This window comes from Streptomyces deserti, assembly GCF_054782695.1.
Map to the genome: position 1 here is coordinate 95,272 of NZ_BAAGRZ010000014.1, position 13,431 is coordinate 108,702.

At 71.7% G+C, this 13,431-nt stretch carries 11 protein-coding genes and 1 pseudogene; 4 read left to right on the top strand and 8 right to left on the bottom strand.

Going from position 1 to position 13,431, the window contains the following annotated elements; all coding sequences use genetic code 11:
• Positions 1 to 66 precede the first annotated feature (66 nt).
• The 6 genes from ACYVMZ_RS22915 to ACYVMZ_RS22940 all read right to left on the bottom strand — a co-directional run bounded on the left by ACYVMZ_RS22915 (position 67) and on the right by ACYVMZ_RS22940 (position 8,415).
• Positions 67 to 1,368, bottom strand: coding sequence for a cytochrome P450 family protein (locus ACYVMZ_RS22915; protein ID WP_461082565.1), 1,302 nt, complete (start codon positions 1,366 to 1,368; stop codon positions 67 to 69).
• Between the two features lie 100 nt (positions 1,369 to 1,468).
• Positions 1,469 to 2,491, bottom strand: coding sequence for a nucleoside triphosphate pyrophosphohydrolase (locus tag ACYVMZ_RS22920; protein ID WP_461082567.1), 1,023 nt, complete (start codon positions 2,489 to 2,491; stop codon positions 1,469 to 1,471).
• Positions 2,492 to 2,599: 108 nt separating this feature from the next.
• Positions 2,600 to 3,247: a SurA N-terminal domain-containing protein gene (locus tag ACYVMZ_RS22925; RefSeq protein WP_461082569.1), complete on the bottom strand. Its 648-nt coding sequence runs from the start codon at positions 3,245 to 3,247 to the stop codon at positions 2,600 to 2,602.
• A 190-nt stretch (positions 3,248 to 3,437) separates the two neighbouring features.
• A complete protein-coding gene (locus ACYVMZ_RS22930) occupies positions 3,438 to 4,934 on the bottom strand; it encodes a protein kinase domain-containing protein (RefSeq protein ID WP_461082702.1) in 1,497 nt (498 codons plus the stop codon).
• Between the two features lie 38 nt (positions 4,935 to 4,972).
• On the bottom strand, positions 4,973 to 5,707 hold the full coding sequence (locus ACYVMZ_RS22935; RefSeq protein WP_461082571.1) for a hypothetical protein: 735 nt from the start codon (positions 5,705 to 5,707) through the stop codon (positions 4,973 to 4,975).
• Positions 5,708 to 5,991: 284 nt separating this feature from the next.
• Positions 5,992 to 8,415 carry an N-6 DNA methylase gene (locus ACYVMZ_RS22940; protein WP_461082573.1) on the bottom strand — a complete coding sequence of 808 codons (2,424 nt, stop codon included), beginning with the start codon at positions 8,413 to 8,415 and terminating at the stop codon, positions 5,992 to 5,994.
• Positions 8,416 to 8,627: 212 nt separating this feature from the next.
• Here ACYVMZ_RS22940 and ACYVMZ_RS22945 point away from each other — a divergent pair, with 212 nt between their 5' ends.
• Positions 8,628 to 9,308 (top strand): hypothetical protein, encoded by a 681-nt coding sequence (locus tag ACYVMZ_RS22945; RefSeq protein ID WP_461082575.1) that lies wholly within the window; start codon positions 8,628 to 8,630, stop codon positions 9,306 to 9,308.
• A 91-nt stretch (positions 9,309 to 9,399) separates the two neighbouring features.
• Positions 9,400 to 10,227: a hypothetical protein gene (locus tag ACYVMZ_RS22950; protein WP_461082577.1), complete on the top strand. Its 828-nt coding sequence runs from the start codon at positions 9,400 to 9,402 to the stop codon at positions 10,225 to 10,227.
• 107 nt (positions 10,228 to 10,334) lie between these two features.
• Here ACYVMZ_RS22950 and ACYVMZ_RS22955 read toward each other — a convergent pair.
• Positions 10,335 to 11,074 (bottom strand): annotated as a pseudogene (locus ACYVMZ_RS22955) (GNAT family N-acetyltransferase).
• 168 nt (positions 11,075 to 11,242) lie between these two features.
• Here ACYVMZ_RS22955 and ACYVMZ_RS22960 point away from each other — a divergent pair.
• Positions 11,243 to 12,010, top strand: coding sequence for an SDR family NAD(P)-dependent oxidoreductase (locus ACYVMZ_RS22960; RefSeq protein ID WP_461082579.1), 768 nt, complete (start codon positions 11,243 to 11,245; stop codon positions 12,008 to 12,010).
• Positions 12,011 to 12,063: 53 nt separating this feature from the next.
• Here ACYVMZ_RS22960 and ACYVMZ_RS22965 read toward each other — a convergent pair whose 3' ends face one another.
• On the bottom strand, positions 12,064 to 12,822 hold the full coding sequence (locus tag ACYVMZ_RS22965) for an HNH endonuclease family protein (RefSeq protein ID WP_461082581.1): 759 nt from the start codon (positions 12,820 to 12,822) through the stop codon (positions 12,064 to 12,066).
• Positions 12,823 to 13,100: 278 nt separating this feature from the next.
• Here ACYVMZ_RS22965 and ACYVMZ_RS22970 point away from each other — a divergent pair, with 278 nt between their 5' ends.
• Complete coding sequence (locus ACYVMZ_RS22970; protein ID WP_461082583.1) at positions 13,101 to 13,286, top strand: antitoxin; 186 nt, start codon at positions 13,101 to 13,103, stop codon at positions 13,284 to 13,286.
• The last annotated feature ends 145 nt before the right edge of the window (positions 13,287 to 13,431 follow it).

Consider the following 13,431-nt stretch of genomic DNA (forward strand, 5'->3'; position numbering starts at 1 on the left):
CGATGGGTGAACGTATCGGCAGACGATCACTTGTCACAAGTTCATGCCGCGCAGATCACGTGAAGATCACAGAGTTGAAGGCGTGTCACTTTTGCCCTGATGGAGGGGTGTGAAGGTGACCGGCAAGGTGCGCAGTCCGCGCATGATGAGGCCGCCGCGCCAGCGCAGCTCGGCCGGGTCCGCCGCGAGCCGGAGGTCCGGGAGGCGGGTGAGGAGCGTGGCGAGCGCGGTCTGGCCCTCCAGGCGGGCGAGCGGGGCGCCCAGGCAGTAGTGGATGCCGTGGCCGTATCCGAGGTGCTGGTTGTCGCGGCGGGAGAGGTCCAGGACATCGGGATCGGCGAACCGTTCCGGATCCCGGTCCGCGGCGGCCAGGACGACGAGGACGGGGTCGCCGGGTGCGATGTCCTGCCCGCCGATGGTGAGCGGCCGGGTGGCGAACCGCCAGGTGGCGAGCTCGACGGGGCCGTCGTAGCGGAGGAGTTCCTCGACGCCGGTCTCGAGCAGCTCGCGTTCGCCCGCGGCGAGGGAACGCTGCAGACGGGCGCGCTGGTCGGGGTGCGTGAGCAGGGCGTACGTGCCGTTGCCGATGAGGTTGACGGTGGTCTCGAACCCCGCGAAGAGAAGGATGAAGGCCATGGCGGCGGCCTCGTTCTCGGTGAGGTGCTCGCCGTGGTCGGAGGCGCGGATGAGGCCGGAGATGAGGTCCTCGCCGGGGACGGGTTCGGCGGGCAGGGCCTGGCGCTTGCGGTGGATGAGGTCGGCGAGATAGCCCCGCATCTTCTTCACGGACCGCGCGACACCGCCCCGGGGGCCGCCCTGGTGGCGGATCATCATGCCCGCCCAGTCGCGGAAGTCGTCCTGGTCCTCGCGGGGCACGCCGAGCATGTCGCAGATGGCGTAGATGGGGAGCGGGAAGGCGAACTCGTGGATGAGGTCGGCGGAGCCGGCGGGGGCGAACCGGTCGATGAGCTGGTCGGTCAGCTCCTGCACCCGAGGGGCGAACTCGGCGACCCGGCGGGGCGTGAAGGCCTTGGAGACCAGGCGGCGCAGCCGGGTGTGGTCGGGCGGGTCGATGTTGAGGAGGTGGGTCATCAACTCGGCCTTGCGCTCCCCGGGGATCCCGGTCTTGCCCTTGGCGTGCGCGGGCTCGTCGTGATGCGCCGGGTTCTTGGAGAGCCGCTGGTCGGCGAGGGCCTGCTTGGCGTCGGCGTACCGGGTGACCAGCCAGGCCTCCACTCCGCTGGGGAGCTTCGTCCTGTGGACGGGGGCGTGGTCGCGGAGCCAGGCGTAGGCGGGGTAGGGGTTGGTGGCGAACTCCCAGGTGAAGAGGGTGGGGGCGGGAGTCGGTGGGTGGGGCTGGTTGGTCACTCCTTGACGGTATCCGGCTCGCGGGCGGGTCGGACCGGGGCGGGGGCGGGGGAAGCCTTCCGGGCAGACGGGTGAGGTCCTCGGCGGCGGCCTTGCGCAGTCATTCCTCGGCCTGGACGTCCTGAGCGTCGAGTCCTTCGGCAGCCCGCACCGCATCCCGATAAGCCCGGGCCGCCGCCCGCAGCGCCGCCTCCGGGTCCACTCCCTCCGCCTCGGCCCGCACCGCCAGCGACAGCAACTCGTAGCCGATGCCCTCGACCTGCGGCAGCGGGACGTCCAGGCCCGCCGTACGGACCCGGGAGGCCAGCTTCGCCGCGAGGGCCAGGCCGGGCTGGCCCAGGGGGATGCCCTCGGTGATCGACGTGCGCTGCTTCTCGGCCGCCTTCGTGCGCAGCCAGTGCTCCTTGACCTCCTCGGGCGTCGTCGCCGTCTCGTCACCGAAGACGTGCGGGTGGCGGTGGATGAGCTTCGCGACGATGCCACCGGCCACGTCGTCGATGGAGAAGGGGGCCTGCGCGTCCTCCTCGGCGATGCGGGCGTGGAAGACGACCTGGAGCAGGACGTCCCCGAGTTCCTCGCGCAGTTCGTCGCGGTCGCCTTCCTCGATCGCCTCGACGAGTTCGTACGCCTCCTCGATGCCGTACTTCGCCAGGCCCTTGTGGGTCTGCTGCGAGGACCACGGGCACTCGGCGCGGATGCGGTCCATGACCTGGACGAGGTCGAGGAGGCGGGCGCCGGGCAGGTCGTAGGAGGCGGGGAGCAGCTCCAGCTCGGGCATGCGGACGCGGCCGGAGCCGGCGAGGCGCGCCAGGCCGTCCGTGAGGGCCGGCTCGCCCTCGCCCGTCGCCACGACCACGACCGTCCGGCCGCCGGCGCAGGCGTCGACCAGTTCCTCGGCGGTCGGGGTCGCTTCGGCCACCGGTATACCCGCCTCGCGCAGATACGGCAGCTGCGGGTGCGTGCCGTCCGCGCACAGCACCTGGTCGGCCGCGTGCAGCGCCTGCCAGGCGGGCCAGGACAGCAGGCCGGGGGCGACGCGGTGGCTGGTGGTGAGCAGGACGATGCGGCCGGGGGTGGCCTCAGGGCCGGTGCCGGGGGTGGCTTCGGGACTGGTTGCGTTCACGATTCGACGCTAACCCACGGCACCGACGGGGCGATCAGTTGTCCACAGGAGGGAGGGGGGATCTGTGGTGGTCTTGTGGGTGGTCGTGCCGGTGGTCGGGGCGTGCTCCTACGCCGTCTGGTCCGTCTGCGCCGCCGAGACTTCCCGTACCCACGGGGTCTTCGCGTCGACGCGGCTGCTCTTCTGGACGTCCCAGGTGCCGTAGCGGGGGTTGAGGTCGACGTTCAGTTTGTCGGAGGCCTCGGACAGGGCCTTCCAGAAGGCGGGGCGGTTGGTGTCGGTGCCGAGCTTCTCGGCGAGCTTCTGGGCCTCGAGCTGGAGGCGGAGGTTCTCCTCGAGGCGCTGCGGCGGGATGCCGTACCGCTGGAGCCAGGCCGTCTCCAGCGCCTTGGCGCCGCCGGCCTGCTGCTCCAGGCCGGTGCGCATCTGCTGGATCTCCTTGCGGGTGACGGTGACGCCCGCGTCCTGGGCGGCGCGGTGCAGCACCTGGTCGAGGACCATGGTGTGCAGGGTGTCGCGGGTGAGGGTGCCGGTCCCGGCGATGGCCTGCTGGTACTGGGCGTCGTTCGGCACGGCCGCCCGCTGGGCCGTGCGCACCTCGTCGACCCTCTCCTCCAGCTGGGAGACGGTGATCCGCTGGCCTCCGACGACGGCCGCCGCACCGGGGTGCGCATCGTTTCCGCAGGCGGTCAGGAGGGGCGCCGCGGCGGCGATCGCGGCGGTGAGGACGAGCGCGGTACGACGGCGGCGGTGCAAGGAAGCCTCCCGAGGAGATTGCAATAGACAGGTGCGGCGCGCAGCGCCTCGTTGAGGGGTGGTGGTCGGGCGACGGGCGGGCGCACAAAGTCTTGCGGTGATCGATGGTAGGCAGCGACCAGGCTCTGGCCAACCCATTCGACCAACGATTCACCCCGACTTCCGGCATCGCCGCGCTGGGGGCGAGACGTCAGCCGCGTACCTGTCCCAGCCACTGCAGTGTCCGTCGGAGCTCCGCGGCGAGGGGGTGGGCGGGGCCCTGGGTGCGTTCCACGTCATGGAGCAGGCGGACCAGGGTGTCGTGGGCGGCGGCGCGGTCGCCGAGGGCGAGGAGGAGGTGGCCGATGCGGCGGCGCACGTCGTGGGCGAGGTCGGGGTCGCCGGCCGAGACGTACTGGTTCTCGTAGTACGGCAGCAGCGCCCGGTACTCGGCGAGCGCCGCCGCCGGTTCGCCGAGCTGCTCCAGGCACTGGGCGCCCTCGTAGCGGAAGCGCAGCGACTGCGGGTCGGCCTGGCCGGCCTCGGCGGCGCGTTCGTCGGCGAGGCGGCGCAGTTCCGGCAGCGCGCGCCGGTACTGGCCGTCGTCCAGGAGCGTGGCGGCGTACTGCTTGCGCAGGGTGCGGACGACCGGGGAGTGCACGCCGTGCTGTTCGGCGGCGACCGGCAGGATCGCGCCGAGGATGTCGACGGCCTGGGTGATGCGGCCCTCGCCGAGGAGGCGCTTGACCTCGTCGACGGCCCGGGCGACGTCCGGCTTCTCGGCTTTCTCGGCGACCGGCGTGACCGGGGCGGGCTGGGGCGCGGGCGTGCGCGCACGGTCCGGCCAGGGGGCGTGCGGGCGCAGGAAGGGGCGGGTGGGGTCGAGGGGTGCCCCGGTGGGCGTCCCGCGCGCGGGCAGGAGCAGCTCCAGGTGCTCGTACACCTCCTGCGCGGAGGCGGGGCGGTGCTGCGGGTCCTTGGCGAGCAGGCGCAGGACCAGCGCTTCCAGCGCCTCGGGGACTTCCGGGCGGGTGCGGCGCACGGGCAGCGGCGGCTCGTACAGGTGCCGGTGAAGCACGCCGAGCGCCGTCGAACCGGAGAACGGCACGTCTCCGCTGAGGAGTTCGTGCAGGAGTACGCCGAGCGCGTACAGGTCCGTGTACGGGCCGACCGCGCCGCCCATCGCCTGTTCCGGGGCCATGTAGGCGGGCGAGCCGATGGGTGAACCGGTGTGCGTGAGGCGGGTGGTGTCGGTGTCCATGACGGAGGCGACGCCGAGGTCGAGGACGGTGACCGTGCCGTCCTGCTTCACCATCACGTTCCGTGGTTTGAGGTCACGGTGCACGATCGGCACGGCGTGCACGGCGCTCAGCACGGCGCACAGTTGCGCGGCGACCGCCACCGCCCACTGCCAGGGGTACGGGTCGTGTTCGGCGAGGTGGTCGGAGAGGTCGGCCCCGTCGACGTACTGCATGACGAGGAACAGCTCCTCGCCCTCACTGCCCGCGTCGTGCACGGTGACCAGGCCGGGATGGTCGACCTGAGCCGTCACCCGGCACTCGCGCACGAAGCGGCGGCGCAGCTCGTCGGCCTCTTGGCCGGCCACCCGGTCGGGGCGCAGCAGCTTCACCGCCACGCGCCGGTCGAGCCGCTGGTCGTAGGCCGTCCAGACCTGTCCCATGCCGCCCTGCCCGATCAGCGTGGACAGTTCGTAGCGGCCGGCGACGACGCGTCCTGTCGCCCCGCTCACCGTCCGCCCTCGTGGTCGCCGTCGTGCCGTCCTTCGTGCCGTCCCTCGTTGCGGCCTTCGTGCCGTCCCTCGTCGCGTGCTTCGTCGCGGCCTTCGTTCTGGCGCAGGTAGTGGCTGAGTTCGTCGAGTTCGGCACGTACCTGGTCGATGCGGGCGGGCGCGGGGCGCTGCGGCGGCGGGCTGTGCAGCGGGGGCTCCGGCACGGGCGTGCGGGACATCGGGGGCGGGGTGTGCGGGGCCTGCGGCGGCTGCGGCGTCTGGTGGGTCTGCGGGCTCGGCGGGGTCTGCGGCTGGGGTGTCGCGGAGTACGGCACCGGCGGATAGCCGTACGCCGGTGCGGGCGTGGGCATGGGCATGGGCATGGGCTGGGGGGCGTATCCGCCGTAGCGGAGCTGGTGGAAATGGCGTACGTCCGCCGCCAGGTAGTACGCCATGGCGGCCACGAGCGTGCCGAAGAGCAGGCCCATACCGGTCCAGCCGCCCACGGTGTGGACCTCGTCGCCGGGCTCGGTGCCGACGAGCACGAGCGCCAGGGTGTCGGCCACGAGCGCGGCCACGAACAGGCACCAGTCGAGCGCCCTGCGGGTGACGATCGCCAGGCGCAGCAGCATCGTCCACGCCAGGATGCCGATGCTGAGGATCGAGATCGCCACGAACAGCACGCGCAGGAAGACCAGCCACCCCGCGGCGGGCGGCCGCTTCACCGGCTGCGTGTAGCCGTGGCCATGCATGACAGCTCCTGGTCCCTGAGGTGGGCGTACGAGGGCGGCCGGCGTCGGGCAACGCCGGTCGTGCGCATGTCGCTTCGTGCGAATGTCGCTTCGAGCGTATAGGCCGACACGGACAAGCGGTCCCGGGTTGTACCGAACCGTTGTCGTGCTGATCACTCCGACCACCTCGTACGACGTCGCAGGTGCGGCGGGTCGGGACCGTCGCGGGTCAGTCGGGGCCGTCTCCGTTCGGCGGACCGTCTCGGTTCGGCGGGACCGTCTCCGTTCGGCGGGACCGTCTCGGTTCAGTCGGGTGCGACCGTGCCGTCGGTGAGGCCGTCGTACATTCCGCGCACGAGCTGTTCCCCGAGCCGGCCCGCGTGCCTCAGCGCCCGTTCGAAGTCGTCGAGTGCGCGGAAGCGTGCGCCGTAGCGCCGTTGCTCGTCCAGCGGCAGTCGCGGCAGTTGGAGCCGGCGTACGTCCAGGCGTGTGGCGGTGGACGCGTAGCTGCTGGCCTGGCGGTTGTTGGCGGTGCCGCGCAGGAAGCCGGCGAGGAACCAGGGGTCGAGCGCGGTGGGGTCGGGGCGCAGGAGGACGAGGTTGCGCCCCAGGGCGGCGCCCTGTGTCTCCTGGTCGATCACGCGCGCCACGGAGCCGCCGCCGAGCACCGGGACGACGACGTCGCCCTGCTCGGTGAGCACGGGTGCCTCGTCGCTCTCGGGCAGCGTCCCTGAGGGGGCCGTTCCGGAGAGGACGTCGTGGTCGGTGAGCACGGGCACGCGCGCGTGGCCACCGTTTCCGCCGGTGCGCATCACCAGGGCGCCGCCGCGCGCGAGTTCACCGACGGTGGTGAGCGGCCAGCGGGGCGCGGACGGTGCGGTGCGCGCGGGCGGCGGGGTGAGGTCGGCGGTCAGCCGCAGGGTCTCGCCGAGCCGTTCGCGTACGCCGGTGAGCTGTTCGGCGCCGTCGGCCGCTGTCGCGGGCGGCAGGTGGCGGGCCGGGGCGAGGTCGACGTCGTCGTCGAGGAGGTCGATGACGGGCAGGGAACGGGCCAGGCCGGGTCGCTCGTCCAGACGGCCGGCCCGGTCGAAGGCGCGCCAGGCGTCGAGGACGGTGTCCCGCACGGCCCGCCAGTCGGGTCCGCCGCGCCCCTCTGCGGCGAACTGCCCCGCGTCGGCGAGCAGCACCTCGGGATGGGCGGGCGCCTGCGCGGACGTCCGTTCGGGCCGGCGCAGCACCCACAGGTGGAGCGGGATGTTGTACGGGGGTGCCGCGCCGACCGGCAGCGCGATCACGGCGCGCAGCGCGCCCCGGCGCAGCAGGTCGGCGCGGATGCGGCGGCCGGAGCGGCGGGAGGCGGCGGCAGGAGGCATCAGGAGTACGGCGGTGCCGCCGTCGCGCAGGCGGGCGAGGGCGTGCTGGACCCAGGCGAGCTCGGACTCGTTGCGGGCCGGGAAGCCGTACTCCCAGCGCGGGTCGTAGGCCAGTTCGTCGTGGCCCCAGTTGCGCTCGTTGAACGGGGGGTGGCACAGGACGGCGTCGGCGTGCAGCCCGGGGTGGGCGTCGGCGCGCAGGGTGTCGCCGACGGCGGCGTGCACGGGGGCCCGGGTGTGCAGGGCGAGCCGGAGCGCGGCGAGCGCGGCGAGGTCCGGCGCGCTGTCCTGAGCGTACAGCTCCTGGTCGGGGCGCTGGGCGGTGGCGCGCAGCAGGGCGCCGGTCCCGCAGGCCGGGTCCAGGACGGTGCGGGCCGGGCCGGCGAGGTCGGCCATGAGTCCGGCGAGGTCGGCGGGGGTGAGCGTGTACTGGCGCGGGTTGGCGTCGAGGTGCCGTCCGAGCAGGAACTCGAAGGTCTGGCGGGCGCCCAGCTCGGCGGCGAGTTCGGCTGCGCCGCGGAGGAGGGGGGTGGAGGGGAGGTAGGCGGGGCCGGTGGGGGGTGTTAGGGCGGGGCGGGTGGTTGTGGGGGTTGGGGTGAGTGCGGGATGCGGGGTGGGTGAAGGGAGCGGCGGGGTGGTTGCGGGGTGCGGGGTGTTGGCGGGGGCCGGGCTGTGTACGGGGTCATGGGTGTTCACGGGGCGTGGGCTGTTCACGTCGGTCGGCCTGTTGGCGGAGTCCGGGGCGTTCACGGCGCCTGGGGCGCTCACGGAGCCCGATTCCTTCACGGAGCCCGATTCCTTCACGGAGCCCGGTCCGTTCACAGAGTCCGAGCCGTTCACAGCGGGGGTCGTGTGAACTGCCGACGCCGGGTGCGGGGAGGCTGGGGTGTTCACAGGTGACGCCCCCCGCGCCCCGGCGCCGCTGTGAACACCGCGCTCGCGACCAATCCTCCCTCGCCCCACCCCGAACCGCGGCGTGAGCACCTGCTCCAGCGCCCCGGGCAACATCGCGGCGAGCCGTTCGTCGGAGCCGGCGCTCACCTCCAGCCAGACGGTGGGGCGCTCGTGGATCAGCAGCAGAGCGCAGCCGACGTGGGTGAGGGCGGTGACGGGGCCCTCGGGGTGGCCGACGAGCTGCTGCCAGACCCGTTCCCGCAAGGGGACTTCGGCGAGTTTGCCGTGTCGGCGCAGCCAGGTCTCGACCTCGACGAGGGCGAAGGAGGGGCTGGTCTCGGTGCCGCCGACCGGCTTGGGGAAGTCGGCATGCCGACGGCGCCAGTTGCTGACGGCGGCGCGGCCCACGCCGGCCAGTCGTGCGATCCCGGCGGCGGTCACTTCTGTCGCGTTGTCCTGCACCCGCCACGCTCCCCTCGTCCTGTGTGTGTCGCCGAGCATACCGATGCCCGATGGACCGAAGCATTCACGGCCGTGTACACAGCTAACCTTGTGAATCGTGTTGACTCGGTTCACAGGCTCTGTTCTTATTGACCCAGCGAGCGAGCGACCGCTGATCGGCGGCGGTCGTGTCACAGGGGCGGCGCGTTGCCGTCTGGGGAGGGGACACAGCCATGGGCATGAAGGGCAAGATCGCGCTGGGGGCGGTCGTGGGGATCGTCGTCATCGGTGCCGTGTCGGCGAACACCGGTGGCAACGGGGACGGCGGCGGCACCGGCAGCTCCAAGGGCTCCGCCGCGGAGCGCGCGACCGGCGGCAAGCAGGACGGGGACGGGGCGGAAGTCGCCGAGAAGAAGGCCGCGTTCGAGGGGGACGGGGACTTCCAGGTCGGTACGGACCTCAAGCCCGGCACCTACCGCACCACCGGCAACACCGACGGAATGTGCTACTGGGAGCGCGCCAAGGACGCGTCCGGCGAGATGGACTCGCTGCTGGCCAACGAGAACGTCAGCGGCACCAGTTACGTCACCGTCAAGCCCACCGACAAGATCTTCAAGTCGAGCGGCTGCAACGACTGGGAGGCCGTCGACCCCAAGGCGAAGGGCTCTCCCGACGCCACACCGGTCGGCGACGGCGGCATGCTGAGAGTCAGCGTCGACATCGCCCCCGGCACCTACAAGTCCACCGGCAACAACGACGACTCCTGCTACTGGGAGCGCACCAAGGACGCCGAGCACTCGATCGGCTCGATCATCGCGAACGACAACGTGACCGGCACGGCCGTCGTCACCATCAGCTCCTCCGACGGCTACTTCAAGACGACCGGCTGCCAGGACTGGAAGAAGACCGCCTGACCACCGGCTGACCACCGCCTGAGCACCGCTCAGGCCGCCGCCCGGCACCAGCCCCGGGCCACCCGACTCATCTCATCACCAGGGAACTCTCATGCATCGCACCGCACTTGCCGCCCTCTGCCTCGCCACCGCGGCCACCGCGGGACTCACCGGCTGCCTGCCCGGCGAGGACAAGGCGGACAGCAAACCGAGCGCGTCCCGCCAGGCCGGCCAGAACGACACCAACGGCCGGAGCGGCCAGTCGGGCACACCGACGGAGACGAAGAAGAAGGAGCCGTTCGCCGGCCTGACGGGCGGTGAGATCGCCGAGCGGGCGGTCAAGGCCACGACCGGCGCCTCGTCGCTGCGCACGAAGGGCGACATCCCCGACGACGAGACCGGCGGCACCATCCGGATCGACATGGCCCTGAACAGGAAGGGCGAGTGCGCCGGGACGATGAGCGTGGACGGCGAGGGCGAGGCCGAACTGATCAAGACCGGCGACACCGTCTACATGAAGTACGACGAGGCGTTCCTGCGCGCCCAGAGCGAGGGCGAGCCCAAGGCGGACACCGACGCGGCCGTGGCCCTGCTGGCCGGGAAGTGGACCAGGATGTCCGCCAAGGGCGCCGACGCCAAGGACCTCGCGAGCTTCTGCGACCTCGACTCGGTGCTCGGCGGCGCGGAGGACGGCGACTCCGACGCCACCCGCGGGAAGACGACCACCGTCGACGGCACGCCCGCGATCGTCCTGCACGAGAAGGACGGCAAGGAGCGCTACACGCTGTACGTCGCCACCGAGGGCGAGCCGTATCTCCTGCGGTTCGACAGCCTCACCCCCGGCGACCAGGGGTCCCTCATCCTGAGTGACTACAACGAGCCGGTCCCGACGCAGAAGCCCAGCGGAGAGGTCCTGGACCTGGACGCGCTCGGCGGCTGACCCGCGGGGCGCCCGGGACCGCACGTCGGTCCCGGGCTGTCGCCTCTACCGAACCGTCGCCCATACCGAACCGTCGCCGGTCCCGAGACTCGCCTCGGGGCCGGCGCTCACAAGGGATGCCGCATCCACACGTTCGGCTCGACATACACCGCGTAGCCCCGCTCCAGCTCGCAGCGCACCGGCACCAGGGCGCCGGGCACCTCCACGGAGCCGTCGGTGTCGAAGGGCAGCCCCGTCCAGCGGCGCCACTCCTCCAGCGAGGCGGACACCGTCATGGACGCCGGTGCCACGGAGTCGATCGTGGCGCCGGCCCGGGCGTGGACGCGCAGTCACGGGTCGTGGGGCAGGCCGTCGGGGCGGACGCGGCGGGCGTACTCCTCGATGGGCGTCTGCGGCTCCAGGTGCTTGGCGTTGGGGCGGACCGGGGCGACGACCTCGCGGAAGCCGAGGGCCCGGGCGTTGTCGCGCATCGCGGAGAGCATCAGCGCGGACAGGCCCCGGCCCTGGGCGTGCGGGGCGACGGAGACCGAGATCGCGCTGACGGTGTCGGGCCGCACCTCGCGGCGCAGATCGGCGAAGGCCCACACGAGTATCTCGTCCCAGCCGCGGTCCGGCAGTTCGCCACGGCCCTCGCTGGAGAGGGCGAACGGCACGCTGTACGCGTTCGCGACGACCTCGCCCTGCTCGTCCTCGGCAGCACGTACTGCGGGAGTTCGTGAGGGATCCGTGGGAAGTGCGCGGTGCCCACGAGCCCCTCGATCAGGAACTGCGGCCAGCTGTCCGCCATCTCGACGACGCGCTCCAGCATGTCGGGACGCTCGGCGAGGCTCGAGACCTTCAACTCCATGCGGTCACCGTAGGTGTGGCGGCCGAACCGGGGAAACCGCTTTTCGCCCGGCCTGTCGAGAGCGCGAAGCGCGTGTCCGGAGGTCCTCGACGCCGAGCACCGAGCTGATCATTGAGCCGTGCGCTACATCGATGGGCGGCGGAACGTCGATGCAGTGGACTTCCGCCCATGGCACGAACAACTCATGAGCCCCGCACCGCGATTGTCACCGGTGCGGCACGCGGGATCGGCGCCGCGGTGGCAACGCGTCTGGCGGGTGACGGTCTGGCGGTCGGCTTGATCGACCTGGACGAGGCGGACTGTGCCGACACCCTGGAGGCCATCACAAGCATGGGCGGGTCAGCGCGGGCGGTTGCCGCTGACGTCGCCGACGAGGCCGCGGTCACCGAGGCCGTCGCCCGGATCACCGCCGAGTTGGGGCCGCCGACCGTTCTGGTCAACAACGCCGGCATCGGCCCCCGCGCCGAGCTCGTCGAGATGACCACGGAGCAGTGGGACACAGTCACCGGGATCAATCTGCGTGGCCCGTTCCTCGCGACTCGGGCCGTCTGCCCACACATGGTGGCGGCCGGCTGGGGACGCATCGTCAACATGTCGAGCATCTCCGCGGTCGGCGATGCCGCTCGCGTCGACTACGGCAGCGCGAAGGCCGGTCTGATCGGTTTCACCAAGTCGCTCGCCCTCCAACTCGGACGGCACGGCATCACCGCCAACGCCATAGCCCCGGGTTTCGTCGTGAGCGACATGACCAGGGCGTCCGCCCGACGCCTCGGCCGCGACTTCGCGGAGTACCGGCGCAGCGCGGCGCAGTCCATCCCGGTCGGGCGGGTGGGAGAGCCGGAGGACATCGCGCACACCGCGTCCTTCCTGGTGAGCCCCGAGGCGGGGTTCGTCTCCGGCCAGGTCATTTACGTCGCCGGCGGGCCGGTGGACTGAGAATGAGCCGTCGGATGCCGATGCCCCCTTGGTGAGACCACTCGCACTGCTCGTCAACCACCGCACTGGCGCAGCATCATCTGCTTGTCCGGTTCGGTGACCGGCATCTCGTACTTGACGGCGACCTGGGCGAACCGGACCGCGTAGGCGCACCTGATCCGTTTGTTGGGCGGCAGCCAGGACGCAGGTCCGGAATCACCCTTGGCCGAGTTGGCTCGCCCCTCGACCGGCATCAAATCGAGCGCGTCGTTGGCAAGCTGCTTGCGCTTGCTCTCCGGCCAGCGCGACGAACCCATCTGCCAGCTGTACGACAACGGCACCACGTGATCTATCTGCACCTCGGAGGCCTGCTGCTTGCGCCATTCGATGGTCGTCCCGGTGTACGGGTCGTCCAGCGTCATGGCGATGACCACGCAGTCGGAGCCGGCTCGGAAACGAAGGTTCTGACCATCACGACGAAGAAGATCATTTCGAGTGTCGCACCCGTTTCTCGCGAGCGGCACCCCGTCGGCCGTGTCCATCCAGGCATAGCCGAACTCGTCACGGTCGTAGCCCGTCTTCGGCCCCCTGCCCTTCGTGGACAGCTCCCCGATGAGCTTGCGGGCCGCAGCCTTGTCGGCGTCCGCCGTCACGGACGCGAGCCCTGGCTTCGTACCGTCTGGGTTCCTGAGTGGACTGACCGCCCGCTCGTCAGACGCAGCCGGCCCGGATCCCGCGGATGAGTCGTCTTCGCCGAGACCCTCGCATCCCGAGACGAGGAGCGTGGCGACCGCCAACGCCGTTGCCGCGCGGAAGAAGCGCGCGTTCCCCATCCCCCTGTGACTCACGTGCCTCTCACCAAGCACAGCTCACCACTTCCTGCGCAAGCTGCGCAAACGGCGTGCGTCCCTGCACGGCCGGCGCCGTCCCGCCCCTCAGACGCGTCACGGTGTGCCCCTCCCCTTGCTCCCGGTGCCGCCCCCGCACGGGCGGGCTGTGCGTGATCCCACGGTACCGAGCGAGAGGTCCAGACCACAGTGAGCTCAAATGGGCATTCCTCCTGAAGTGCGCGTATCGTCATTTTTGAGCCACCCCTCGGAAGGAGCTCTGGATGGGCATCTTCGACAAGTTCAAGAGCCAGAGGCGGAACAAGGCCAAGGAAGCCTCCGACGCCGCGGAACGGAAGGCCAACGAGAGGACCGGCGGCAAGTACGAGGACCAGGTCGACACCGGGCAGCAGCGGATCGAGGGCTCGCTCGGCATGGACCGGGACCGTGACCGGCCCGAACAGCAGTAGAGCCTCGGTCAGCCGCAAAGCCGGAGACTCACTCGGGACGCGAGATCCGTCGACCGCTGCACGGCACCCGGCAGGGGCCGCCCTCCTGCGGGATCACGCCGGACCGCCTCAAGCCCCTGAACCACCAGAACCACCTGAACCACCT

Bases quoted from the DNA above. Each gene is read 5' to 3' on its own strand.
- ACYVMZ_RS22935 (WP_461082571.1), bottom strand. From the start codon at position 5,707: ATGCATGGCCACGGCTACACGCAGCCGGTGAAGCGGCCGCCCGCCGCG.
- ACYVMZ_RS22970 (WP_461082583.1), top strand. From the start codon at position 13,101: ATGGGCATCTTCGACAAGTTCAAGAGCCAGAGGCGGAACAAGGCCAAG.
- ACYVMZ_RS22965 (WP_461082581.1), bottom strand. From the start codon at position 12,822: ATGGGGAACGCGCGCTTCTTCCGCGCGGCAACGGCGTTGGCGGTCGCC.
- ACYVMZ_RS22960 (WP_461082579.1), top strand. From the start codon at position 11,243: ATGGCACGAACAACTCATGAGCCCCGCACCGCGATTGTCACCGGTGCG.
- ACYVMZ_RS22945 (WP_461082575.1), top strand. From the start codon at position 8,628: ATGGGCATGAAGGGCAAGATCGCGCTGGGGGCGGTCGTGGGGATCGTC.
- ACYVMZ_RS22950 (WP_461082577.1), top strand. From the start codon at position 9,400: ATGCATCGCACCGCACTTGCCGCCCTCTGCCTCGCCACCGCGGCCACC.